Annotated in this window: 29 protein-coding genes; 3 read left to right on the forward strand and 26 right to left on the reverse strand. The window is 46.5% G+C overall.

The annotated features are described in order from the left end of the window. Positions 1–9: 9 nt before the first annotated feature. The 7 genes from comGG to comGA are packed head-to-tail and all read right to left on the reverse strand — an operon-like array spanning position 10 to position 4023. Entirely contained in the window at positions 10–393 is a 384-nt protein-coding gene (comGG, locus tag ADU24_RS13490; RefSeq protein ID WP_053367123.1) for a competence type IV pilus minor pilin ComGG, read from the reverse strand. Beyond that, entirely contained in the window at positions 393–866 is a 474-nt protein-coding gene (gene comGF, locus ADU24_RS13495; RefSeq protein WP_053367124.1) for a competence type IV pilus minor pilin ComGF, read from the reverse strand. The genes comGG and comGF overlap by 1 nt, the downstream gene beginning before the upstream one ends. Continuing rightward, complete coding sequence (locus ADU24_RS23360; RefSeq protein WP_053367125.1) at positions 817–1149, reverse strand: type II secretion system protein; 333 nt, start codon at positions 1147–1149, stop codon at positions 817–819. The genes comGF and ADU24_RS23360 overlap by 50 nt, the downstream gene beginning before the upstream one ends. Continuing rightward, a complete protein-coding gene (gene comGD, locus ADU24_RS13505) occupies positions 1133–1570 on the reverse strand; it encodes a competence type IV pilus minor pilin ComGD (protein WP_156324583.1) in 438 nt (145 codons plus the stop codon). The genes ADU24_RS23360 and comGD overlap by 17 nt, the downstream gene beginning before the upstream one ends. Continuing rightward, a complete protein-coding gene (gene comGC, locus ADU24_RS13510; RefSeq protein ID WP_053367127.1) occupies positions 1570–1908 on the reverse strand; it encodes a competence type IV pilus major pilin ComGC in 339 nt (112 codons plus the stop codon). Before comGC ends, comGD begins: the two co-directional genes overlap by 1 nt. A 14-nt stretch (positions 1909–1922) precedes the next feature. Then, the gene (comGB, locus tag ADU24_RS13515) at positions 1923–2975 is read right to left on the reverse strand and encodes a competence type IV pilus assembly protein ComGB (protein ID WP_331457050.1); all 1053 of its coding nucleotides are present in this window, start codon (positions 2973–2975) and stop codon (positions 1923–1925) included. Continuing rightward, positions 2941–4023 carry a competence type IV pilus ATPase ComGA gene (gene comGA / locus ADU24_RS13520; protein WP_269432237.1) on the reverse strand — a complete coding sequence of 361 codons (1083 nt, stop codon included), beginning with the start codon at positions 4021–4023 and terminating at the stop codon, positions 2941–2943. Before comGA ends, comGB begins: the two co-directional genes overlap by 35 nt. Before the next feature lie 390 nt (positions 4024–4413). Here comGA and ADU24_RS13525 point away from each other — a divergent pair, with 390 nt between their 5' ends. Further along, complete coding sequence (locus ADU24_RS13525) at positions 4414–5115, forward strand: helix-turn-helix transcriptional regulator (RefSeq protein ID WP_053367129.1); 702 nt, start codon at positions 4414–4416, stop codon at positions 5113–5115. Between the two features lie 84 nt (positions 5116–5199). Continuing rightward, positions 5200–5442: a DUF2626 domain-containing protein gene (locus ADU24_RS13530; RefSeq protein ID WP_053367130.1), complete on the forward strand. Its 243-nt coding sequence runs from the start codon at positions 5200–5202 to the stop codon at positions 5440–5442. Between the two features lie 76 nt (positions 5443–5518). On the opposite strand, the gene ADU24_RS13535 is transcribed toward ADU24_RS13530, so the two are convergent. Together ADU24_RS13535 and ADU24_RS13540 are read right to left on the reverse strand one after the other, a co-directional pair. Next, positions 5519–6607, reverse strand: a complete 1089-nt coding sequence (locus tag ADU24_RS13535) for a class I SAM-dependent methyltransferase (protein WP_053367131.1) — start codon at positions 6605–6607, stop codon at positions 5519–5521. A gap of 36 nt (positions 6608–6643) precedes the next feature. Then, on the reverse strand, positions 6644–7285 hold the full coding sequence (locus ADU24_RS13540; RefSeq protein WP_053367132.1) for an MBL fold metallo-hydrolase: 642 nt from the start codon (positions 7283–7285) through the stop codon (positions 6644–6646). Between the two features lie 161 nt (positions 7286–7446). On the opposite strand from ADU24_RS13540, the gene ADU24_RS13545 reads away from it, so the two are divergent. Further along, positions 7447–7629: a DUF2759 domain-containing protein gene (locus ADU24_RS13545; protein WP_053367133.1), complete on the forward strand. Its 183-nt coding sequence runs from the start codon at positions 7447–7449 to the stop codon at positions 7627–7629. A gap of 50 nt (positions 7630–7679) precedes the next feature. Here ADU24_RS13545 and ADU24_RS13550 read toward each other — a convergent pair whose 3' ends face one another. From ADU24_RS13550 to ADU24_RS13625, 17 genes are all read right to left on the reverse strand, one after another. Beyond that, positions 7680–8831, reverse strand: coding sequence for a hypothetical protein (locus ADU24_RS13550; RefSeq protein WP_053367134.1), 1152 nt, complete (start codon positions 8829–8831; stop codon positions 7680–7682). 82 nt (positions 8832–8913) lie between these two features. Continuing rightward, positions 8914–10095, reverse strand: coding sequence for a M14 family metallopeptidase (locus tag ADU24_RS13555; protein ID WP_053367135.1), 1182 nt, complete (start codon positions 10093–10095; stop codon positions 8914–8916). A gap of 492 nt (positions 10096–10587) precedes the next feature. Further along, a complete protein-coding gene (locus tag ADU24_RS13560; RefSeq protein WP_053367136.1) occupies positions 10588–11556 on the reverse strand; it encodes an ROK family glucokinase in 969 nt (322 codons plus the stop codon). A 2-nt stretch (positions 11557–11558) separates the two neighbouring features. Then, on the reverse strand, positions 11559–11777 hold the full coding sequence (locus ADU24_RS13565; protein WP_053367137.1) for a YqgQ family protein: 219 nt from the start codon (positions 11775–11777) through the stop codon (positions 11559–11561). 51 nt (positions 11778–11828) lie between these two features. Then, complete coding sequence (locus tag ADU24_RS13570; protein WP_053367138.1) at positions 11829–13391, reverse strand: rhomboid family protein; 1563 nt, start codon at positions 13389–13391, stop codon at positions 11829–11831. Positions 13392–13504: 113 nt separating this feature from the next. Continuing rightward, positions 13505–13699 carry a hypothetical protein gene (locus ADU24_RS13575; RefSeq protein WP_053367139.1) on the reverse strand — a complete coding sequence of 65 codons (195 nt, stop codon included), beginning with the start codon at positions 13697–13699 and terminating at the stop codon, positions 13505–13507. Between the two features lie 64 nt (positions 13700–13763). Further along, positions 13764–14714: an L-lactate dehydrogenase gene (locus ADU24_RS13580; protein ID WP_053367140.1), complete on the reverse strand. Its 951-nt coding sequence runs from the start codon at positions 14712–14714 to the stop codon at positions 13764–13766. A gap of 75 nt (positions 14715–14789) precedes the next feature. Continuing rightward, positions 14790–15569 (reverse strand): DUF92 domain-containing protein, encoded by a 780-nt coding sequence (locus ADU24_RS13585; protein ID WP_053367141.1) that lies wholly within the window; start codon positions 15567–15569, stop codon positions 14790–14792. After that, a complete protein-coding gene (locus tag ADU24_RS13590; RefSeq protein WP_053367142.1) occupies positions 15566–16129 on the reverse strand; it encodes a 5-formyltetrahydrofolate cyclo-ligase in 564 nt (187 codons plus the stop codon). The genes ADU24_RS13585 and ADU24_RS13590 overlap by 4 nt, the downstream gene beginning before the upstream one ends. A 68-nt stretch (positions 16130–16197) precedes the next feature. Beyond that, complete coding sequence (rpmG, locus tag ADU24_RS22620) at positions 16198–16347, reverse strand: 50S ribosomal protein L33 (RefSeq protein ID WP_082306913.1); 150 nt, start codon at positions 16345–16347, stop codon at positions 16198–16200. 53 nt (positions 16348–16400) lie between these two features. After that, the gene (locus ADU24_RS13595; RefSeq protein WP_053367143.1) at positions 16401–17048 is read right to left on the reverse strand and encodes a hypothetical protein; all 648 of its coding nucleotides are present in this window, start codon (positions 17046–17048) and stop codon (positions 16401–16403) included. A gap of 268 nt (positions 17049–17316) precedes the next feature. Then, positions 17317–17976, reverse strand: a complete 660-nt coding sequence (gene phoU / locus ADU24_RS13600; RefSeq protein ID WP_053367144.1) for a phosphate signaling complex protein PhoU — start codon at positions 17974–17976, stop codon at positions 17317–17319. 35 nt (positions 17977–18011) lie between these two features. Then, positions 18012–18821 carry a phosphate ABC transporter ATP-binding protein PstB gene (gene pstB, locus ADU24_RS13605; protein WP_053367145.1) on the reverse strand — a complete coding sequence of 270 codons (810 nt, stop codon included), beginning with the start codon at positions 18819–18821 and terminating at the stop codon, positions 18012–18014. 18 nt (positions 18822–18839) lie between these two features. Further along, positions 18840–19724 (reverse strand): phosphate ABC transporter permease PstA, encoded by an 885-nt coding sequence (gene pstA, locus ADU24_RS13610; protein ID WP_053367146.1) that lies wholly within the window; start codon positions 19722–19724, stop codon positions 18840–18842. A 1-nt stretch (position 19725) separates the two neighbouring features. Further along, on the reverse strand, positions 19726–20631 hold the full coding sequence (pstC, locus tag ADU24_RS13615; protein WP_053368934.1) for a phosphate ABC transporter permease subunit PstC: 906 nt from the start codon (positions 20629–20631) through the stop codon (positions 19726–19728). A 153-nt stretch (positions 20632–20784) separates the two neighbouring features. Next, the gene (locus ADU24_RS13620; protein WP_053367147.1) at positions 20785–21735 is read right to left on the reverse strand and encodes a PstS family phosphate ABC transporter substrate-binding protein; all 951 of its coding nucleotides are present in this window, start codon (positions 21733–21735) and stop codon (positions 20785–20787) included. A gap of 245 nt (positions 21736–21980) precedes the next feature. Continuing rightward, complete coding sequence (locus tag ADU24_RS13625; RefSeq protein ID WP_053367148.1) at positions 21981–24140, reverse strand: peptidoglycan D,D-transpeptidase FtsI family protein; 2160 nt, start codon at positions 24138–24140, stop codon at positions 21981–21983. Between the last annotated feature and the right edge of the window lie 36 nt (positions 24141–24176).

The following is a 24176-nucleotide window of genomic DNA, read 5'->3' on the forward strand; positions in this document are numbered from 1 at the left end:
TCAGCTCCGTTAGTTTTTTTCCACCCATTTTACCATCTTTTTAAGCGTTATGTCATAATAGCCGTATCCTTCAACAGGAACGCTGCCATCCACTTTAACGGAAATTGTGGCCTTCAGCGTGCCAGGAGATGCTGCCGATACGGTATATGCGACAAGCCCTTTCCGATAAGCAAAGCTTCCGCTTGCCGGTGCCCCGCTTCCTTCATTCAAGGACTTTTCGATTTTTTTCAGGGAACTAACCATGTAGTATTCCTGGGTTTGGATTGTTTCAATTTCATTTACCATCCTCGCTTCAACTAGCAAAAGCTCCGATGCCGCGGCAAGCGTGGCGGAGATAGCCAAAAGAACCGCCAATGTCAGCGGATAGGTAAATCCCCTATCGCATTTAGGCATTAGGTTGCCCCCCATTTCACAAAAGAATGGATACTGCCTTTGTATTCTTTCCCATTCACATCCTTGAGGAGAATAATGATGGTTTGCCCGTTCCTTGAGAACGTCACTGAGGCGATATTTTGCAGCAGGACCTCATGCCCGGTACTATTAACCCTTCTTCTAACCAGGTTTCCATACTTTTCATAAATGATCGTATCTTTGCCGTTGATCATGACCAACCTTCCTGCCACCACTTCGGCAGAGCTGCACATTCTCATTTCCTTTTTCGCCTGGTTAAGGAAAACATCCCATTCCATTTCCTGCAGCCTATTGCCAGCATGTTTCTGATTACTAGCTATAACGAATACGGATGGAACGAGCAAATAGGCAATGATACAAAAAGCCCCTAACGCGATGAGCATTTCAGCTAGGCTGAATCCTTTTTCATTCAACAAATCCGCAAACTGTTCCGTTTCCATTGGCTGAATGTTCATAGGACACGCACACCTCTCTGTTTCCTTTGCCATCTTGCCTAACGAAGACTTTATATTCATATCCGCCAATTGTCTCTCTTCGGGAAAAAGGGCCTGACCCCTCGGAAGCTGTGCGGATCAGTTCGGAATACATCAGTTGCCTGGCAGTTTTTTCAAAGCTGATCCGTTCCCCTTTCTCCCAAAGAAATCCGAGGGCGGGTATTAAAAACAAGGCCGCTATTCCAAGAGCGGTTAATGACAAAAGCATTTCAGCCAGAAAAAATCCCCTACTCCGCTGCAACATAAAATCTTCCCCTGCCAATTTGGATTGTCATTTTGTATTTCTCATCCTTGACATAGATATAGAACGTGCCAAACGTATTTACATTCCCGTCCATTTGGAATTTAAAGAATAATGGCATGGTTCCTCTTGTAATATTGATTTCCTTCGGATACGAACGTTCTGCGATGTGCGGCATGTCATATCTTTCGTAGGCATAATAATAGTTTCTATCGCTTGCGATAGTGAATGCTACTTCCCGCTGATGCGATAACGCGTAGAGCTGTGAATAATAAAGGTCCGCCTTCAGAACGTTAAAGAACGCTTCCTTCCTGGCTGTTTCATACAGGGGTACCGCGGTGGCGAGGCAGGATGTTGAAATAACCAGAAACCCAGCCAATGCTATTAAGGCTTCAGCCATGCTGAAGCCCTTTTCAGACGCCATCATTTGGCTGCTGTAACGTCCGTGGTTTCAACTACCTGCCCGTTTACGCCGATTGTCAGCTTTGTTTTACCGCCAGGGCACCCACCGGCATTTTCAGGTAAATATTTGCCGGCGATAAGCTCTTCGATTGAGGATGGATATTTCCCTTTTTCGAGCTCATATGCCTGCACTTGGGCTTCGACCATTTTTTTATACGCATCGCAGCCTTTCGTGTTGATATTTTCATTATGCTTGGCGATATTCGGGATGGTGATTACAAGCAGGACTGAAATCACAAGCATGACGACCATCATTTCAATCAATGTAAAGCCTCGATTGTTTTTGAGTATTCGTTTCATTTTTTCTCCTCCTTTTATAAACCGTCAAGCATGTGGAACATGGGCAGTAAAATTGCCATGTACATACAAATAACGAGCAAAGCAATTACCAGGAACATAGCCGGCTGGATTATCCTGGTCAGTTTCTCTATTTTCCCCTCAAGCTTGATGAGGCAATGTTTACTGTAAAACCGCAGTTCTTCCGCAAGCCTGCCGTTTTCCTGCCCGTGGCGGACAACCAATGGGAATTCCCGTTCAAAGAAAGGCAAGGAGCCCAAGATGGATTCGAGCCTTTCGCCGCCAGCAAGCTGTTCTTTAATGAGCGCCGCCGCTTCACTGTAAAATTTCTGTTTCTTATTTTCCACAAAAAAGGACAGTGCTTCAAAAACAGAAAGTCCCCCTGAGAGCAAATAACATAATTGAATGGAAAAATAATGGGTATGGAGGGTTCTGAGCAGGCTCCCTGCGAATGGAATCTGAAGAAGAAGCTTTCTCTTGTCAAGGGCCGGGAGGGTTTTGTAGCGTAATTGATAAAGTGCGCCGCCAATAAATAACGAGGCTAATAAAATTCCCCCGGCAATGGGGATGGCTTGTCCAATTGAAGAAATAAAGATTGTGAAGAAGTTCGCCCTTAGGCCCATGGAGTCAAATAAAAGTGAAAAGCGGGGCAGGAGAGATTCATGGACAAATATAAGTAGAATGCTTGTAAATCCAAAAAGCAGCAGAGGATAATACAGTAGTTTCATCAGCTTCCTTGCATCCCTGTCCCGATTGAGAAGCGCTTTGCTCCCTTCGAGTACGGCTTCCGAAAAGTTTCCATGCTGCTCCGCGAAGTAGACATATCCGGATAGCTCATTGTTAAACCCCATACCTTCAAGAGCCTTATGGAAAGGGACGCCGTTTTTAAGAAGGCCCAAGCAATTTTCCAAATCGTGTTTCCGTGTTGCCGGAAGCTGATACGATAGTGACTCGATCGCTTCCGACATGTGGTATCCCCTTTGGAGCAATTCCCCCGCCTTTTTCAGGAATTCCGCCTGTTCCTTTAAAGGCCATTTACGTCTCCTCATAGGAAAATACCAGCCTTTCATATTCCGATTCTTTAATATAACCGAGTGCAATCCCCTTCCGGATTGCCTTGCCCAAAGTTTCATATTCCAGCTTTTCCGTTTCTCCCCTTGATGATTTAATAGCCGCTTCAAGGGCTTTTCCGTAAAGGAGCTCAAAAACGCTTGCCTGTTTCCTCCCTCTGCCCGAATGGCAAAAAGGGGAACATTCCCCGCTGCAATAAGTACAGTTCAATTCGACAATCCGCTGGGCGGTGACCGCGACAAGTGTTTGCTCAACCTCAAACCAGTTCACCCCGAATTCATGGAGCCGATGGATTGCCCCGGCTGAGTCCCTTGTGTGCATTGTTGTTAGGACAAGATGCCCGGTCATGGCGGCTCTCACCGCGACCCTGGCTGTTTCAGCGTCGCGGATTTCCCCCACCATAATGATATCCGGGTCATGCCTGAGAATCGCTTTCAACCCAGCAGCATACGTTACGCCTGCTTTTTCATTCACCTGCACCTGCAGAACCGTGCCGCATTCTTTTTCAATTGGATCCTCGAGGGTAATCACACTACGCTGGTATTTGCTCGCTGTTTCATTAAGCAGGGAATAAAGGGTTGTCGTCTTGCCGCTTCCAGTCGGCCCGGTGAGGATAATCATGCCATGGGAATGCTTGAGCAGGCTCAGCAATTTTCTTGCCATGTCCGGAAAGAGGGACAATCTGTCGAAGGAATATTTATCATGCTGGGGCAGGAGCCGGATGACCATGCTTTCGCGGTTATTGGATGGAAGGGTTGACAGCCGAAGCCCGAATGAACGGCCATTGACTTCGGTAAAAACAGCGCCGCTCTGGGGCCTTCGCCGCTCTCCTATATCCATATGGGCGGTAAATTTAAAATGGGAAATGAGCCTGTCGCATTCTTCTTTCGGAAGGGTCATTCGTGGGCTTAGTTTGTTCGTAATGCGGAACTGGATCAGCGTATCTTCTTTGCGGGGGAGGATGTGTATATCTGTTGCATGATACTCGACAGCATTGGCGATAATCCTGTCGGCAAGAGCTTCTATGGCACTAGCAATGGAAAACACCACCTTTCATTTTTATTATACAGCTATGCGAAAAAATTACTAATTTTAGCCGTCGAAAATTTGTGAATTTTTTGTTAACAAGCCCGCGGCCTACTTTATTGATGGTACTTGCACCTCAGGAAGAGGACTCTGCCGGGCAAACTGGAAGCATAACCGGTTTTTACTATTTCACGCAGAAAAAAAGTGGAATTTAATGCAAATGTTCAGAAAACGAGTATTGACAGAAACACCGTATATAGTTTGCTCACCATTTGTATAGATTTTGCTAAATGACAATAGGTGAATTGTGAACACTTTCCAAACATAAAGTGTTAACATTGTTAACCTCATTCCAATGGGATTTGCGCTGTATTATAATAGAGTAAATTGAGGGGTCCGAGGTGAACCATAATGGAGCAAACTTTAAAAATAACCAACGTTTTATCTGATCCAACCAGGTATTACATCTATCAATACATCACTAAACGCCACCAGGAAGTAACTGTTCAAGAGGTAGCCGACAATTTCAATATCCATCCGAATGTCGCGCGCCTGCATCTTTCAAAGCTCGAGGATGTAAACATGCTCGCATCCGAAACAAAGAAAACCGGAAAAGGCGGCAGGCCGAGCAGGCTTTACCGGCTTTCCGACGATGTCATCCAGCTCCACTTTCCATACCGTGACTATATGCTATTGTCAAAAGTAGCCATCCAAACCATGCTGGCACTTGGGGAAGAAGGAAAAAAAGCTTTATATATGACAGGGAAGCGTTTTGGAGCGGAAATAATTGAGCAGGAAATCTCCAAAAGGCTGCAGGCGGGATCCGAGTTGGATTTTGAACAAAAGCTCTCCATCTTGAAAAGCGCTGCCACGCTTGCGGGCTTTTATCCCGAGTTTGAAGTGAATGACAACCAGACAAAGATCTTTTTCCAAATCTACAACTGCCCGTTCAAGGAAATCGCTGTTGACCATTCAGAAGCAGTATGCAGCATGCACCACGAATTTTTGAAAGGCATGTTTGAAGCGTTATTTGAATCGGCCGAACTGATTGAGCATCAAAATATCGCAAATGGCTGCGATACTTGCACTTATCAGGCGCTTGTATCAAATTAACTTTTTAGTCGATAGTTTACTTTTCCATCTCTTTTATCTTATAATATGGTACGATGGTATCGCGGGTAAAAGGGAGGGTTACATATGGAGCGAATGTACAGGGTGCTCGGGTTCTGGACCGGGATTTTCACAGTGATGTTTTACTTGGGGCATATGCCAAAAACATCCCTGCTTTTCCTGGCACAGACCGGATTCTTTGTTCTTTTAAGCTATCTTAAATTATCCGAACGCATGTATATGTACGTTTTTGGGGCATATTTGACAATCTTCTTTGCTGGATTCACCTACTGGACTACCTTTATGATGCCATTAGGCGGAGGCCATTAATGCCAAATATGCTCGAGAAAACCGCCGGGGAGCCACTCCCCGGCGGTTTTTCCCTTTTAGCCTTATGAATGATAAACTACGGAAAAATCCGATCGGCACCAAGCCGCAGCCCCTTTTCCTGGATAAGAACATGGAAGAAGGCGCTCATCCCCGAAGGAAGGACAAGGCTTCGAATCGCCCGGTTCCTCCTGCTTTTTTCCGAAAAAGGGTTCGGGTCGTAATGCTCCTCAAGTTCGGCGAGGATTCCGGCGGCAATCAGGAATTCATCCTGCCTTAGCTTCGCGAGCGATTCAAGGCCCTGTTTTTCCCCCTCCTTTACGAGGGCATCGAAATGGATATGCGTCGTAATATCCATCCTTCCCGGATTGGCCAGCACATCATGGACCATTTGATGGTTCATATAACCCCGCAGGCTTCCTTGTTTCCTTTCAGGCATCATCCACTCTTCAGCCGTATACCCGTAATCGACCGTGGCGACAATCCCTTCATCCAGGGAACGGGAAATTTCGCTCACCATTTTCCCCATTGCCAATGGTACTTCAATCCGCTGCCCTTCGTTCAATTCAAGCCCGTTTTCCTCCAAAAATAGGGCGATATCCCCATTCTTTAATGGCACAAGCTGTTCATAAAGCTTGCCATTGTCCATACCAATCATCACTTCCATGAGTGCTCCGGATTTTTTTTCGACGACATGGACTGGCAGGGCATCGAATAATTCGTTTGAAAAGATGAGCCCTTTGAAATGCCGGACGTTATGCATCCCGCTCTCTTGGGAAAATCCAGGAAAGCCACCAAGCGCCTCCCGCTGAAGCTTCCGGTGATAAGGGCTTGCCTCAATAATCAAATAAATAAGGTTTTCATTAGAATGGTTTGTCCATTCTTCCATGAACGCTTTTGCAAAGCGGCCGTTTCCACCACCGATTTCGCAAACAGCTGGGACAATGCCGTTCATTTCAACATGACGGGCAAACCACTTTGAAAAAACCCTCCCAAAAATATCCGAAACATTGCTTGTAGTAATAAAATCGCCTGACCTGCCAATTTTTTCGGTTTCCCCCATATAATAGCCATGGACTGGGTGGTACAGGGCTATTTCCATATAATCCGCATAGGAAATCAGCCCATTTTTTGATTTCCCGATAACATCCTCGAGGTAAGCAAGCATGCATTTCTCCCCTATCCTTAATCTACCGCTTAAAAGCTATAGTCCAAATCCATGCAGGAATGGATTCGAATCCATTTCGTCACCAATCGTTGTCACAGGGCCATGGCCGGGCAATACAATTGTTTCCTCAGGCAGGGACAAAAGCTTTGTATGGATGCTTTTCATAAGCTGCTTCTCGTTTCCCCCAGGAAGATCCGTTCTCCCAATGCTCCCCATGAACAGTGCATCGCCTGAAACGACAAGTCCTTTTTCGGAAAAATAAAAGGAGACGCTTCCCGGTGAATGCCCTGGCGTTTCGAAAACCTCGAATGTAAAATCGTCTATGTTCATTTTCCCTTCATTCTTTAGTAAATGGTCCGCTTCCCTTACCTTCATCGGCGGCCCGACAGGAAATAGGGCTGAACCATTCAAAGCGGGATCGCCAAGCCATTTTGCCTCCCTTTCATGAAGATAAACAGGGATGCGGTAACGGTCCCTGATTGTGTCAACCGCCCCGATATGGTCAAAATGCGCATGAGTCAGCAGGATCGCCCTCGGCTCAAGCTTTTTTTCCGCCAGGATATTGATAAGTTTATTCGCCTCTTCCCCCGGATCAAAAATAAGGCATGTCCGGTCCTCACGGTAAAGGACATAGCAATTCGTCTGCAATCCGCCTAGCGGAATCGGAAACCAATTCATCTGAAAACCTCCTGTTGCACTATGTGATAGCCTTATTGTACACTAACGCTCGACAAATCCGATAAAAAAATATAGAATTGAAATCGAATGGAAATGATTTGTTACATAATTGGGCCGGGCTTGGCCGCCCGCAGACTATATGGTAAAGGGGGCTTTTAAATATGCTTAAAGTAGGGCTTGTTATTATTTTCGCGCTTGTCACTTTGCTGGCGGGATATAGTTCATTTACCGCACTAAAAAATAAAAATTTCCTCGGGCTATTTTTTGCCGTTGCGACACTCCTGGTTTTTGGCTGGTTTACTTTTATGACAATCCTGCATAGCGGTTACCCTGCTGGAACTTAAAAACAAAAGACAAAAAGGACTCCCCTCATTGTGAGTGGGCAGTCCTTTTTTTACTCCTGGATGAGGCTCAAAACCTTTTTTCCCGCGGCATCAATAATCTTCTCGAACCTGTAGCCATATAGGAATGCTTCTCCGTTTGGTGACGATTCAATCGGCTGATTTTCAGCCCCCTCCAACAGAACCTTCCTTCCTCCCCCGAGAGCATGGGAGGCAAGGATGAATCCCTCTGTGTAGGAGTCCGCATCCCCGCTTTTGACTGGCTCGAAAATGGTAAATTCCTGTTTGCTGCCATTAAAATCCATGAATGGAACGAGCCAGCCTGAGAATCTGCCCAACTGGGGAAGCTCGAAAGAAAATAATTCACTAAGCCGTGTATCGTAAAACGTAAAAATTGCTTTATCGAGCGCATCACCAGCCGCTCTAATCCCCATAATCAGGTCTTTATACGTTTCGAGATGGTAGAGATTCACGATTTGCGCAGTTGTTTTCTCCCCTTGGATGTCCTGCAGAACGAGCGGCGCGAAAAACGTCGGAGTGTCTTCATCCCATTCAAGATAGGCATACTTGTCTTTTCCAATCCATTCAACAAACGGATCGGGTATGCCGATCTCATCTACTTTCCTGTCAGCGGCATTCATACGAAAAGCTTTATAAGTCCAATCCTCATTAAAAGCGACAATCAGCAGGTCATCTTCTCGATAGGGGTTCCATTCGCTATGCAGTTCTGACGATGGAAAGGACTGGTTTGCCAATTCATTGCCGGTTGTATCATATATAGTTACAACCGCTTCATAAGAAGATGGGGAAGTATGGACCATCAGCCTTGTTTTTTGGGGATTGATAGAGACAGTAACTATCGGATATCCGGTCGTTACTATTAATTCGCTTTCCCCCTTTTCCAGGGAATAGCGATAAAGGTTGGAGCTAGAAGATAAATTGGAGGCAAAAATGATTTCGTTGTCACTAAGCCATCCGAACACCTTGAAAAACTCTCCTTCCGGCACTTTAAGCGGAAGCTTCCAGCCTTCCCTCGGGTTCGCCGGCTGCCCCTCCTCCACTGCCGGATTTCCGGCATGTTCGGTGGGCCGTGCCTTCTCTTTTGGATGCGAACAGGACGCCAGGGAAAAGAAAAGGAGGCAAATGAATAGTAGCCTGGCAGGTGCTGAAAATTGATTGGATATGTTACGCAGACTTTCGCCCATTTCCTTCCCCCTTTTTAGCAGATATTTATTAGACGATTTACCAACGCCAATAGTTTCATATTATTTTGTTTTTCTCACTATTTTAAAAAGGTTCTCCTATTGCATATAGAAAAATCCCGGAGACATCCCGATATACTTTATTAAATTGCGAAAGCGGCAAAGGATTAATACCCTTCCCAAGCTCAATTGTAAACCCTGGACGTTCGTATTCCTGAATGAACCAGTCCTTGAATCCGGCGTGGCTGTCGATTGTTTGGACCGCCCTGTATCCGCTTAGCCGGGTGAATTCCGCGGCAATGGACGAGGAAACTGCGGGCTCTTTCCCTCCATACCCCCAGTAAAACTCTTCGCCCTGCGTATGGAATGCGACCACCATATCAAAGCCGCTGTTTACTGCGAGGCTGGCGAGTGCGACAGCTTCCGGCTCGGACAGCGGAGAAGTTCCGGGGAAATCACGGGGGGCGGGAGACTTTGGCTCCTTGCGTTCTTTCTCTATTTCCCAATTGGCGGGGAACTGATTATTCAGGTCCACCCCCCTGATGTTCGCTTTCCAGCCGGAAAAATCTTTTTTGCCATCATTTATTGCCGTTAGCATCCCATCCAAGTCCGGAGGCGGACCGTGCAAGACAAGGTCTACTCCATCGGGATTCACCATCGGAACGACCGAAAGCTCGGTGGTTTCAAAAATCGATATCGCTTCTTTTCCCAATAAAGTTCGATTGCCGCAAAGGGCAAGCAAATACATATTAACAAGTTCCATAAGGATTCCGCTAGTAATCCATTCGTTTGCATGGAAAGACCCATTAAAATGGATCTTTCGGCTTCCGCTCCCAATTTTCAGTTCCCAAATCGGTTTCCCTAAAACACTTCTGCCAATCACCGAGGCTTTTGCAAATGGATAGGTTTCTGTCAGTGCTTCCAGATCCCTTTCAAGAGTTTCAGAACAGTATTTCGCCCTGCCAATCAGAACCGGGGCTGTTACCCTATAGGGAATGAGAATGCTCCTATCGTTATTTTTCAGGTTACCGCCATTCAAAAGGTGTATGCCTTCCGGATCAATAAGCAAACTGGAAGCCACCGAGTCTAATGCCTCCCCATTTTTCAAATCATAACGCATCCCGGTAAAACCGGGGATACGAATCTCCCCCTCCATTTCCAAATGGACTCTGCCAGGGCCATTGGATTCACGGATCAGTTCAGGATGCAAACGAAACATACGTCCATAATCTGCTGGAGTCTTGCCAGGCAGTCCGCTGATGAGCATGATTTTCCCCCTAGCCCATGATTGCCTTCACGCGTTGGTTCATTAAAATGTATGAAAATAACAGGGATTCATGCAATTCACTAAAAGAAGATTTAACGCAGTCGGCAGCCGGTACTTCTGGCACTAAAGGATGGCTTAGCGTCCGAACAGCAGCCGGCACCCCCAACAGTACATCGATCACTAAAAGAATATCTAGCCCCGAACTGCTGTTGAAAGCACGTCCTTTGGGCACTTAAAGAAGGATAACCACAACTTATGTTGAAGAGCTAAGTAACGAACAAGATGCGCAAGCGCCTTGGTCAGCCCCGACCAGCATAAGACGGGGCCCGCAGGATGGGCCTGCCCTCCGGAGGGAACCGGCTTATGACCTCGAGGGGCTAGGCGCTGGAGCTGGATTACAATAACTTAATTCGAGTTATCACAAGGTTCAATTCTATAATTTACTAGACAAATAAAAAGGCCCCTCAAAAGGGAGCCTTCATGCAACATTCTCTATAGTGACAGCCGATTCTTGATGAGCCACGCGGCGCCGATGACTCCCGCATCATTTCCTAGCGTCGCCAAAGCAATCGTTGTTGTTTCCCCCACCCTTTTGAAGGCATAGCGGGCAAACTGTTCCCTAACCCTATTTATTAGAATATCACCCGCGCGCGAAACCCCTCCGCCCAGGACAATCTTCTCTGGATTAAGCGTATTGGCTACATTCGCAAGAACGAGGCCAAGATGGAAGGCAACCTCGTCCACAATCCGCCCAGAAGCCAAATCTCCATCTCTAGCACTATCAAATACATCTTTCGCACTAACAATCCCATTGGCTGCAAAGATATCAGCCAACCTTCCTTTCTCTCCCTTATTGACGGACTCCATTGCCAGCCTTACGATGCCCGTAGCCGATGCGATGGTTTCAAGGCAGCCTGTTTTTCCGCAATTGCATTGGGCGCCGCCGCCGGGAATAGAAGTAATATGGCCAATTTCACCAGCAGCCCCGCTTACTCCCTGAACAATATGGCCATTGGCAATGACACCGCCGCCTACCCCCGTTCCCAAGGTCACGCAGACGAGGTCTTTCGCTCCATCACCGGCCCCCTTCCACATTTCTCCGATTGCGGCGCAATTTGCATCATTATCAATAGCCGCCGGAAGGGACATTTCCACTTCTAGGATTTGCCGCAATGGATAATTTTCCTTCAACCCAAGATTGACCGCGTTATATAGGACGCCTGTGGCATAATTGACCGGTCCCGGAGCACCCATTCCAATACCCGCAAGCTTCTCCTTGCCCTGCCCTATTGCATCCAGTCGATCATCGATGGATTTTGCTATATTAAGGACAATATTCCTGCCTTCATTCGAATTGTCGGTAGCGATTTCCCATTTGTCGATAATTTCGCCATAGGAAGATATAAATGCAATCTTCGTTGTTGTTCCTCCCAAGTCGATTCCTGCCAACCATTTTTCCATGTTCACTCACCCGTTTTTTTGTTGTTTTTTTCTTTTTCCAATTGTATTTCCTGCCGCAAGAGCATGATGGCATTTTGGAATTCCCCGTGTTCAATTAGCTGGGAATTGTACAATTCGATCAGTTCTTCTTCCATGAGTTCCAAGTCGGCGACCCTGTCACCCACATACATAATGGCACCGTACTTTTTCAGGAATTGCTGGATGTCATAAATGGTTTTCACGTAATTTCCCCTCAATCTCCATGCTTAAAGTAACTTCAAAAATCATTCCAGTTAAGCTCCCCGCTGGGCAGAGAGCGCTTTGTCAATTTCATCAACAAGATTTTGATATTCCTTTTGTCCCGGTTTCAGGCCCGCCGCTTTTTCGGCATGCTTTTTCGCGGAAACAAGATCCCGCTCTTCGAGGTAGAGGAGCGCGAGATTAAAATGAGCTTCCGGAAAGCTGTCATCCAAGGCAATCGCTTTTAGCAAATGGGCCTTGGCATCGGCAAATTTTTGCAATTTGATTTCCGTATAGGAAAGCAGAAAGTAGGTCTTCTCGGATACTTCGGTTTCTTTCTCATATTTACGAAGAATGGAGTAAGCTTCATTATAATCCTTTTGGTTCACTTGTTCTTCCGCATGCAGGATGACGGAATGTTCATCCCTTGGCCCAAGCCCTTCCTTGAAACCATGCTGCACCATTGCCGCAGCCAGCAGAATCGATACCGCAGCAAAAACGATTTGACTTAATAGCTTTTTCTTTTTCGGAAAATGGACAATGCCCGCTCCAAGGAATCCCGCGGCAAGGCCGCCAAGATGCCCGGCGTTATCCACCATAGAAACCGAAAATCCGAAAGCGAGGTTGACAATGATGATTAAAAAGACTGTATGGCCCATTGTCCTGAAAAAAAGACGCGGGTAAACCATCCCGAAATAGAGAAGCGCCCCAAGGCAGCCAAAAATCGCCCCACTCGCTCCAGCCGATACCTCATGGCTGAAAAGAAAGCTGGCGAGCGACCCGCCAAAACCGGCAAACAAGTAAACAAACAAAAATCGCGCGCTCCCAAGAATCCTTTCCACTGCTGTCCCGACAAAATAAAGCCCCAGTGTATTCATCGCCAAGTGAAGAAAGCCAATATGAAGAAAAACGGGGGTAATAAATCTCCACCATTCCCCTTCCAAAATTAACGGATTGAATTTCGCCCCAAATTTTATGAGCGTGTTTGGATTTGTACTTCCTCCATAAAATTCAAGCATTAAAAACACCAGTACCTGCAAGGCCATGAAAAAGTAGGTGAAAATCGGCCTTCCCGCTTTAAAAATGGCCTGTTCCCGCCTGGCCGCGTTTTCGGCGAACTCCAACGTCCTGCGCCTTGTCTCAGCGGCATCCCCGTAATTAGGCCCCTCCATATTGCTTAAATCAAGGGAGCTGGCATCCACAAAACCGGTTAGCCGTTCCAGCGCTTGTCCATAAATTCCGTTTGCAAACAGGATTGTGTGGACCGACGTTTCAGAAACCCTGTCCCGATAAATAAATGGCTCAAGCAACACTTGCTGGTAATCATCTACAGGAGGATGCTCGCTTACATAAACATTGAGGATCCGCAAATTTTTAATGCGCAACTGGCTCCTGATTCTCGCCCCCGTCGCCGCGGTCAGCTCCATATCCCGTTGCATTCTGTTGCTCCAGTCAAAACCCTCACGGTAGAGACGGATAATAGGGGCCTCGGCGGATTCGCCTTTTTCCAGCCAGAGCTCTTTTTCATCCGGAAACAATTTCACAATCCTGTAGCCTGAGTGAATGATAAATAATTCCGCAAGCTTCCAAAATAAAATTTCTTCCTGAGTGTTCAAAAAACTTCCCTGCTTTCCCGAGGCTTCTTGTTGTATAAGTAAGCCTTATCTCACTACCATTATAATCGAAGTCAGGTTGAACTAATACTAATAAGAGAAAGAGCCGGACCGGCTTATAGCCGGTTCGGCTCTCCAAATACAGAATCCATCATTCTTCTTTTTACCCCAGGCATGCCCATAATTGTCCGGACAGCCGCTTTCCTAACCCAGCCTGTGCCGAGCAGGATGTTCATTAGCCTGTACCTGTTCCTGTAAATCAGGTACCCCGCCGCGCTGAACATAACGGCGGATGAAATCGCCTTATTCATATTACCAACCTCCCTTTTTATCGTTTCCCGAAGGAGGAGGTTTATACGAAAAGGCTTATTGATGTCAATAGTGTTTCATGGCTTTTTCAAGAATGTCCTTCAGGATGCCGGCTGAATGGGCGAACCTGTCTTTTTCTTCCGAATTCAAATCAAGTTCCACTATTTCCTTTATCCCGCTCCGATTTACAATTGCCGGAACCCCTATATAGAGATTTTCCTGCCCATACTCCCCCTGTAGGCAAGCCGAGACAGTCAATACCGAATTTTCATTTCCGAGGACTGCCTTTGTCAGCCTGACAAGCCCCATTGCGATACCGTAATAGGTGGCACCCTTCCTCTCAATAATATGGTAGGCGGCGTCCCTGACGTTTGGAAAAATGGAGTCGAGTTCTTCCTGGGTGAAATCGTCCTTCTTTTTTGCCGAAACGCCTATTTTCATACCCGCAATATCCGCATGGCTCCAAACAGGAAGTTCAGTATCCCCGTGCTCTCCAATAATATAGGCATGGACATTCCTCGGGTCGATATTGAAATATTCGCCAAGCAAAAACCTGAACCTGGCCGTATCCAAAATTGTACCGGACCCAATGACACGCTCCTTCGGCAGTCCCGAAAATTTCCACACGGCAAAGGAAAGGATATCGACCGGATTGGTGGCGATCAGAAAAATCCCGTCAAATCCGCTTCCCATGACGCTATCTACAATCCCTTTAAAAATGCGGGTATTTTTATCGACAAGATCAAGCCGCGTTTCACCCGGTCTCTGGTTGGCTCCCGCGCAAATGACGACTAGGTCCGCATCCTTGCAGTCTGGGTAATCCCCATGCCAGATTTTCGTCCGTGAAGGGGCGAAAGGAAGTCCATGGTTCAAATCCATCGCATCACCCTCGGCCTTTGCCGTATTCAGGTCAATCAAAACGATTTCTTCCGTGATGCCCTGATTCAATAGTGCAAAGGCGTAGCTCGAACCTACCGAACCCATTCCAATGATTGCAACTCTGCTAACTCGCCTCATAAAAATAGCCCTCCCGTATAGTTTTGTGGCAATACCTTATACACATTCCACTAGTGTCCCATGCCGGATGAACTATTAAAGGACAAAGTACGTTCCAACTACGGCCGCGGCGCAGGATAAAAAGTTGACCACATCATTATCGAGCAGGGCGCTTCCCTTTATTTTTTCTGTAGCTGCCCCGCAATGGCGGGCTTTCTCGGTCTCAAGCCCGCAAACGCGACATTTGTATGATACTTGAAAATAGGCGCCGAGAAACGTATCGACAACGTTCCCCATGAACCCGGAAATAAAAATAATCCAACCGGCATGGTATGGCAGATTGAAGAGGCAGCTGGCAACAACCGCAATGAATCCGGCTCCAGCCAAGGCCGCACCTGTACCGAGCAGGCTGACAGCGCCAGAGGTCCCGCGTTCGGCCCGCTTAAACCCTTTAATGCTAATTGGATCGCTTTTGCCAATGGGCCCTATTTCCGATGCCCACGTATCCGAATTGGCGCTGGCAATTGCGGCAGCATAACAGGTAAGCCAGACCGGGTTCCCTGTTGCGAGGAATATTCCGCTGCAAATAGCGGCCGGACCGCCATTCGCGGCGACCTGCCTCCAGTCACGCGTGGCCCCTTTTGCAAGCTTTTCATCCATTGCCGACTTGCTTTTCGCTTTAAATTTCGACCATAGGCTAGATGAAGCGAAGAAAGCCCCAAGCAGGACAAGCCCCTCGGCTCCCGCGCCCGCCAAGGTGATAAACCCGATTCCTACTGCACCCATCGCACCTGTCACAGTAAGCGCGTTAAGCTTCCATCCTGTCCATGCCGCCGCAAAAATCAGGATTGTGCAAAAAATCATTGCCGGAGTCATTTGTGAAAATCCGCCTCTTCCGTCAAAATGAGCCCAACCGGCCTATCATGCTCCTCGATTGGAAGCTGTTCAACGATTTGGCAGTTGAAGGCAAGCGATGCCGTTTCCCCTTTGTAACGAGCAAGGAAACGGTCATAATAGCCACCTCCGAAACCAAGCCTGTATCCATCGCGGGTAAACGCCAGCCCGGGAACAACGAGCAGGCTAATATCATTCAAGTCTGCGTGCTCGGTCTGTTCTACTATTGGCTCCAAAAGCCCATAGTAAACCTTCTCGAGTTGAGAAAAATCGGTAAGATACCGGAACTGCATTTCCCTTGTAGCAGGGAGGCACTTCGGAACAGCGATACGCTTTCCTTCCCGCCAGGCTTTTTCAATAATTCCGTATGTATCAACTTCAGGCGGCCTGGAAATGGTAATGCCGATTACCTGGGCTTTCTCCCATACGGGATTCCCGAAGAAGTTAGAAGCGATTCGTTCTGAACGCTCACGGTATTCCCCATCGGCCATTGATTTGAGGCGCTCCATCATGGCCTGTCGCGAATTCTGCTTTTCTTCCATTTTCCATTCCCCCTATATCTATTTACCTATTTTTAGACAACAAAAAAAGCAGCAGGAAGCCCCACTGCTTATTTTGTTTCGCGATGTAAAGTTGTACGCTTTTCCCTGGAGCAATATTTTTTCAGCTCAAGGCGATCTGGATTATTCCGTTTATTTTTCTTAGAAATATAGTTGCGCTCTCCACACTCAGTGCAAGCTAACGTAATATTCACGCGCATTATTATCCCTCCAAACATTCACAGCATGTTCGTTATACGACTTTTATATAATATCACTTTTCATTTGCAAATGCTAGTCTGTTTTTTAAAAGTACATTTCTAAGGGAAACCAGCTCATTCTTGTCTTCCCCTGAAATAAGCCATGACGCCAACCGTACCGTTTTTCCGGGCGGTACTCCAATATCCGTTGAAAGGATGCTGGCGGGATTTCCTTTTGCCAAAGGAGAATATTTTAGGGTGCCCTTCCCTATATCCTCCCATATACTGTCTGAACTTATATGCCAGGACGGGATGACTGTTGCCTCCCACTTTGCATCTTCCACTGGAAGGCCGCCAACGAGGAACATCTTCTCCCCCGCAAGATGGAAAATCGTTTGGTCGGCGGGGGCGATAAAGGAAAAGTGGTTCATAATAAATGTTTTTGGCAGGTGCATAACCAATAGCTTGATCCTTTTTTCTTCGTTGCCATGATTGCAAATAAAGTAATTCAGGACAGCGATTTTTGAATGGGGGGATTCCTCGGATACCTTTAGTGTGAGTTTTTCTTCGTAAAGGAGCGTTTCTCTCGCTTCAAATCGCCCATAGACGTGTCCATTAATCCATAACCCGGTTGCAATGGCGAGTTTTTCCGCGGGATAGGCAATTCCTTCCGCCGCCAGTTCTGTTTGCCCAGGCCTTGTTTCCGTTTTTGTTTTCAGCATGACCACTACCGCCCTTTTTAGATAACTAACCATTCTATTCTGCTGAAGGCTGCTTTAATACCGCCAGCTCTCATAAATAATGGTAGCACCTGTCAATAAGGCTTACAATAAACGCAAATTGTCGGAAATCGCCTGCCCGTACACACACTCTTTCCGGGGGCTAAAAAAATTTTTCCCGGGGCCTTTAGTTCTTTCTCCCCTTCTTTCTTTCGACAAAATGACTGCTTCTTTTTGCGAATAGGGGACAAATTTCACCATCTGCAATTCCTTAATGGTTCAGGTCGTATCGTTTACCTGTCACCAAAAACACAACTTGCTCGGCTATATTGGTCGAATGGTCTCCAATGCGTTCCAAATACCTGCACGTAAACGCCATTTGCGCGATCTGGTTTGTCGCTTCGGGTTTTCCTGGAATATACCCCAAAAGTTCATGGACGAGCATTCCATACATTTCATCAACACGGTCATCCATTTCAGCGCATTTCTTTGCCAAAACAGCATCGTTTGTATAAAAGGATTGCAGGGCGCAATCTAGCATGTCAACGACCAGTTCCTTCATCTTTGGGATATCCTTTATTTCTTTAATATGCTTTTCTTTTCCGATATGGAGGGCTGATTTGGCAATATTGACGGCATTGTCGGCAATCCGCTCAACCTCCGAAGAAATTTTCAGGGCTGCCAGAATGGCTCTTAAATCGGTCGCGACAGGAGACTCCGTCGCAATGAGCAAAATCGCCTTTTCGGTAATCTGCGTTTCCAGAAGGTTTATTTCTTCATCTTTTTCAATTATTTTTCTGGCATTTTCCAAGTCTTGCGAAATGAACGTGCTGATCGAATCTTCGACTTGCTCCTTTGCCATTTTCACCATTTCCATCAGCATTTGTTTCAACTGGTTCAGGTTGTTGTCAAAATTGGTTCTCATCCCCATTGTATCCCACCTTGTCCGTGCTGGAATGGCCCCAATCAGCCAAACCGCCCTGAAATATAATCTTCCGTCCGTTTGTCGGAAGGATTGGAAAAAATCGTGCTTGTTTCGGCAAATTCAATGACTTCCCCATTCAGGAAAAACGCAGTTTTATCGGAAATGCGGGAAGCTTGCTGCATGTTATGGGTGACGATGATGATGCTGAAGTCTTTCTTTAATTCCTGGACAAGCTCTTCCACCTTTAACGTTGAAATAGGATCCAACGCTGAAGTTGGTTCGTCCATCAATATGACATCCGGCTCGATTGCAAGGCAGCGAGCGATGCAAAGGCGCTGCTGCTGTCCGCCTGAAAGGCCATACGCATTTTGATGGAGCCTGTCTTTTACTTCATCCCAAATCGCCGCTCCGCGAAGGCTCTGTTCGACGATTTCATCAAGGATTTTTTTATTTTTTATCCCGTGGATTTTCGGACCGTACGCAATATTTTCATAGATGGATTTCGGGAATGGATTCGGCTTTTGGAAAACCATTCCAACCCTGGTCCGTAGATCCTCGACTTTGTAATCCTTATCGAGAATATTCTTTTCACGGTAGAGGATTTCTCCGGAAATTTTGACAATCGGGACAAGTTCCACCATGCGGTTCAATGTTTTAATATAGGTAGATTTCCCGCATCCCGACGGCCCGATGATGGCTGTCACTTCATTCTCGATAATATCAAGATTAATATTCTTTAAAGCATGGCCCTCGCCATACCATAAGTTGAGGTCTTTTGTACGATAAACGGTATTCTTTTTGCCGCTTGCCTGAATAGATGTTCCATTTGCATATCCTGCTGTAATCCCCATAGGTAACTCCCTCCAGCCCTAGAATCTTTTTTGGAATTTGTTTCGTATTAAAATGGCAACCGAGTTCATCGCGAATAGTACGACCAGCAGGATGACAATAGTAGCTGCCGCAAGGTTCGCATACTCAGCCGTAAGTGCGGAATCGACTGTCCAATAATAAATCTGGACCGGCAACACGGTGAACTTGTCAAAAACGCTGTTCGGAAGTGGTATTAACAGCGCTGGTATACCGATTACGACAAGCGGCGCTGTTTCTCCGATCGCCCGGGACAATGCAAGGATGACGCCTGTTAAAATACCCGGCAATGATGCGGGAAGGACGACATTCCTGATTGTCTGCCATTTCGTTGCCCCCATTCCGTAAGATGCTTCCCGCAAATAATACGGAACAGCCCTAATCGCTTCCTGGCTCGCGACAACAACAACCGGCAGGACGAGCAGGGCCATTGTCAAGCCACCTGCGAGGACAACCGAGCCCAAACCGAACGCCCGGACGAAAACTGTCAAGCCAAGAATCCCGAATACAACGGATGGGACGCCGGCCAGATTGGATATATTCGTTTGGATAAACGACTGTAGTTTCCCTTTCTTCGCATACTCCTCCAAATAAATCGCTGTTCCTACCCCGAGAATCATCGTCGCTGGCGCAACCACGGCCATTAGCCACAGTGTTCCGTAGATTGCCCCAAGAATTCCTGCCCTTTGTGGATCGGTTGAGAGCTTGTTCAGCAGAAAGCTGCTGTCAATCCAACCCATGCTGTCCATAACAACCCTGTAAATCAGGACCGCCAGGACGGCGATGCCAAACAGCGTCGCCAGCAGAAAAAGGATTTTCGCCATGCGATTGGCAAAAAGGCGCTTGCCCATTTTCCTCTCAACCACTGTGTTGTCAATATATTTCATATTAATATTCCTCCCTGAACTTGCGTGAAATATATTGCGCAACAAGGTTCATGATCAAAGTAAAGACGAACAGAGTCATTGCCACGGCATACAAGCTGTAATACAGCGTTGTTCCTGCAGCGGCCTCCCCGCCAGTAACTTCTACAATATAGGCAGTCATCGTCTGCATCGATTGGGTCACGTCAAATGTAAAGTTCTTGGAGCTTCCGCTTGCGATGGCCACAATCATCGTTTCCCCGATTGCCCGGGATATTCCGAGGACGAAGGACGCAATAATACCGGAAATCGCTGCCGGAACGACAACCTTCCATGTCACCTCAAGCTTTGTCGCCCCCAAAGCGAGCGCTCCCTCTCTCATTGCGTTGGGAACAGCGTTCATCGCATCCTCAGACAGGGAAGCGACCATCGGAATAATCATTATGCCCATCACAATCCCAGGGCTAAGAATGTTTGTAGGTTCCAAACCCGGGATGAAGGAACGCAATAAAGGAGTAACGAATGTAAAAGCAAAGAATCCGTACACGATCGTCGGAATTCCGGCTAATATTTCGAGCATTGGTTTAAGGAATTTCCTCAATTGTTCAGATGCGTATTCACTCAAAAATACTGCCGTCATCAAGCCAATTGGGATAGCAACCGCCATCGCAATCACTGTTGACAGTAGCGTTCCCGTCAAAAGAGGCAGGACGCCAAACACAGCATCCTTTCCAAGCGGCTTCAGCTTTGTACCTGTGAAAAAATCAAGAAATGGAACTTCTTTAAAAAATAGGATTGTTTCAGTCAGCAAAGTTAAAACAATTCCAATTGTCGTTAGCACTGAAATGGCGGCGATCCCAAACAATATCCCTGGAATCAGTTTTTCAGCTACATTCCCAACACTGGCGGTTTTTTTCTTTTTCTCTATCATGCCGCTGATGTCGAGTCTATTTTCCCCGGATGTTCTGTCCAATGTTATAACCCCTTTCACCCTATTTACTCGAGAGCCTTCCCTGATGCACAATGAGAAAGATGAGAAGAAACACTCCTCATCTCCACTCTGCACAAATCAATGTCATATTTTTTATTGTTTCAAGGCGTTCAAGGCATCAAGAGAAGCTTGCTTATCTTCATCGGACAAAGGCGCGAATCCTGTTTCCTTCGCAACTTCCTGCGCGTTTTCCATTGTATAGATAGCAAAATCGAGCACTTCTGGTTTTTCTTTGGCATGGTTTACGTTCAGGTATGTGAAAACTGGACGAGTAAACTCCGCATAATCGCCATCTTCCTTGATCGTGTCAAGCGATGGATCAACCGGCCCCTGGCCAAAATCTACTTTTACAGCCGATAGCTTGTCCTTATTGCTTTCGTAGTAGCCATATCCAAAGAACCCAATTGCATTTTTGTCTTTTGAAACAAGGTCCACGAGAGTCGAGTAATCCTGTTGCAGATTGATTTTTTCTGGAAGGGCTTGTTCTCCAAGAATTTTTTCGAACATGAACTCATATGTTCCATGGTTTTCGTTCGGGCCGTATGTCTTGATTGGTTCATTCGGAAAATCTGCGCGGACATCTGACCAGTTTTTCTTGCCTTTGCTTGCTGTAAAGATGTCAATGACTTCCTGCTTCGTCAATTCCTTTGCCCAATCATTGTCTTTGTTGATGACGATCGTAATACCATCAAGGGCGACTTTCAATTCCTGAACGTCGATACCCTGTTTTTTCGCTTCTGCAATTTCCTCTTCTTTTATTGAGCGGGAGGCATTATTGAAATCTGTGCCGTTTTTAGCCAGGAATTTTTTAAAACCTGCGGATGTTCCGGCCCTGCTAACCTCAACCGATACATTTTCCTGCTCATTCGTCATGTAGTTTTCACCCATTTTGGCCATGAAAGGAAATACGGTTCCCGATCCATCAATAACGACACTGCCTTCAAGGGCATCCGCATTCTTTTTGTTATCTCCTCCGCAAGCGGCCGCTACAACCATAACAGCTGCCAGCATAAATACGATACCTAACTTTTTCACAAGTTTCATTCGTTTGTACCCCCTGGGTAAGTGTTTTTTCTTCCTTGCATTTTTAGAATAAAGGTTCAGTGTAAATAGGGTTTTAATCGCATGTAAACTGTTTGTAAATTTATTCAAAAATAGAATTTACAATTCAAGCGTTTGCTTTTGTATCGGGATTAAGGAAAGTTTGGAGTGAGCCGTAATGTTTGAAAGTATTTTTCCCGAAAAAGCCAAAAAAAACCGCCTCGTATTGGAGACGGTTTTCAATGTGCTTACTGGCCCGAGGCAGCTTGCTGTTCATTTGTATTTTCATCTGTATTTTCATTTGCTTCATTGTCCTGCTTGGCACCGGCAGATTCGCGTTTTTTCTTCAGGTCAAAATACGCGTCAAGGACATCTCGGCCAATTTCATTGTTGTAAGAAATCCCGTTGTTTCCCTGATATGCCCACGGAATCAGTACTGCCATGGCAATTTCAGGCCGGTCGAATGGAGCGTAGCTTATTAGGCTCAGGTTCATGACATCGGGCGGAATTTTGCCAAACTTCTTCCGCTCAAATCCGTCATAAAATGCCTGGGCAGTCCCTGTTTTGCCAGCAGGCTGATACGGGGCGTTCCCAAATTTCCGTGCTCCTGTGCCGTCCCCTTGCATAACCATCCTGAAACCGGTCTGGACCCGTTTGATCCATTCCTCATCTCCATCAAGCTTATTCAGTATTTTCGGCTGAATTTCCTGGATGATAGGGCCAAGCTTATCTGTTTCCATGACAGGCTCGCGGATCTCTTTCACAATATGGGGCTGGATTCTCGTCCCGCCATTTGCAACCGTTGAGATATACTGGGCAAGCTGCATCGCGGTATACGTATCATACTGGCCGATTGCGAGATCAAGCTGCTTTCCTGGATCAATTTTTCCCGGATATCCAATCGCCTCGTTTGGAAGGTCGATACCTGTCCGAACGCCAAGCCCGAATTGGCCGAATGACTCCCGCATGATATCAAACCCCACATTTTTGATACGAAGCGGCTGATTCGGGACATAGGACCCCTGCCCAATTTGGATAGCGGTATGGAACATGTAAACGTTCGAAGATATTTGAAGGGCGCGCAGGTCGTTAATACGGCCGAAACCCGATCGTCTCCATGAAGCCTTTGCATCGGTTCCTTTTATAACCATTGGTTTGTCTACGAAATATTCTCCCGGCTTTATCGCTCCGGTCTGAAACCCGGCATAGATTGTCGCACCCTTTACAACGGAACCGACGTTGTAGGAGGTGGTGAATGTTCCATACGCATAGTCGCTCATTTCGTATTTACCGGTTTTCGGGTTTTTTTCAATTTTTTTGCCAGCCATCGTCAGAATTTCGCCTGTATACGGGTTCATCAGGACGACAAACCCCCGGTCAAGAAGCTTGGAATTGCTGTTCTGTTTGGCTTTCCATAAGTGCTCCCCAAGAATTTTTTCAACTTCCTGCTGAAGCTCCATATCGATAGTCAGGACAAGGTCCTTGCCTCGTTTCCCTTCGGAAACAACCGTTGTGCCGAGGATTTTCCCGGACTTGTCGGTTTTGTTTTTCACCTTGGCTTTTTGGCCCTGGAGCACCTCTTCGTATTGCTTTTCGATATAGCTGATGCCGACACGGTCATTCCGGCTGTAGTCCCTCGACAAATAATAATCCAGTTGTTCTTTTGGAATTCCTCGATCGGAACTCGTGACATTCCCAAGGATTGTTTTCAGCGTGTCGCCAAAAGCGTATCGGCGGGTCCMATCGGTTGTCGTATCGACCCCCGGTAAATCCTCGAGATTTTCACTAACCAAAGCGAATTCCTCCGGAGTAACATTTTCATTTTTCACAATCTGCGGAGACTGGTAATAGCCGGAATTAAATTCACGGAAAATCGCTGCGACTTCCAGTTCTTCCTTTGAAAGGCTGTTGAGATCTTCTTCAGTTACCCTTTCCACCTGGAGTTTATAAATATCCGCATCCTTTAATTCTTTGTTTTCGTACATTTTCCATTCTTTATCGGTTATTTTCTTTTCCGCTTGTTCCTTATGCGTCAAAAGCCAAAAATCCACTTTATCCCGTTTCTGTAGCTTTTTCGGATCCTTGTCTATGAGCTCGGCTAGCTTTCTCGCCACCTCGAGCATTTCATCCTGTGACGTGCCCTGGTATTTCGTGTAGGTGATTGCGTTCAACGGAGAGTTGTCAACGATGATGGTCCCGTTCCTGTCGAACATTTTCCCACGGGGAACTGGATTTTTAACCGTTATTTCCTCGGTCCGCTCAATTTCCCGTTTAAAGTCATCACCATAGACAATCTGGACAATGCCCAGCCGTAAAATTAACATCGAAAAAAGGACAAATACTGCGAAAAACAGCATGTTCAACCTGAACGGAACATGCGCCTTTTTCTTTTTTTTCTTCGTAACCATGGACTCACACTTTCCTTTACATTTTCACTAACCTTT

Source organism: Bacillus sp. FJAT-27245 (genome assembly GCF_001273955.1).
GTDB lineage: Bacteria > Bacillota > Bacilli > Bacillales > Cytobacillaceae > Bacillus_D.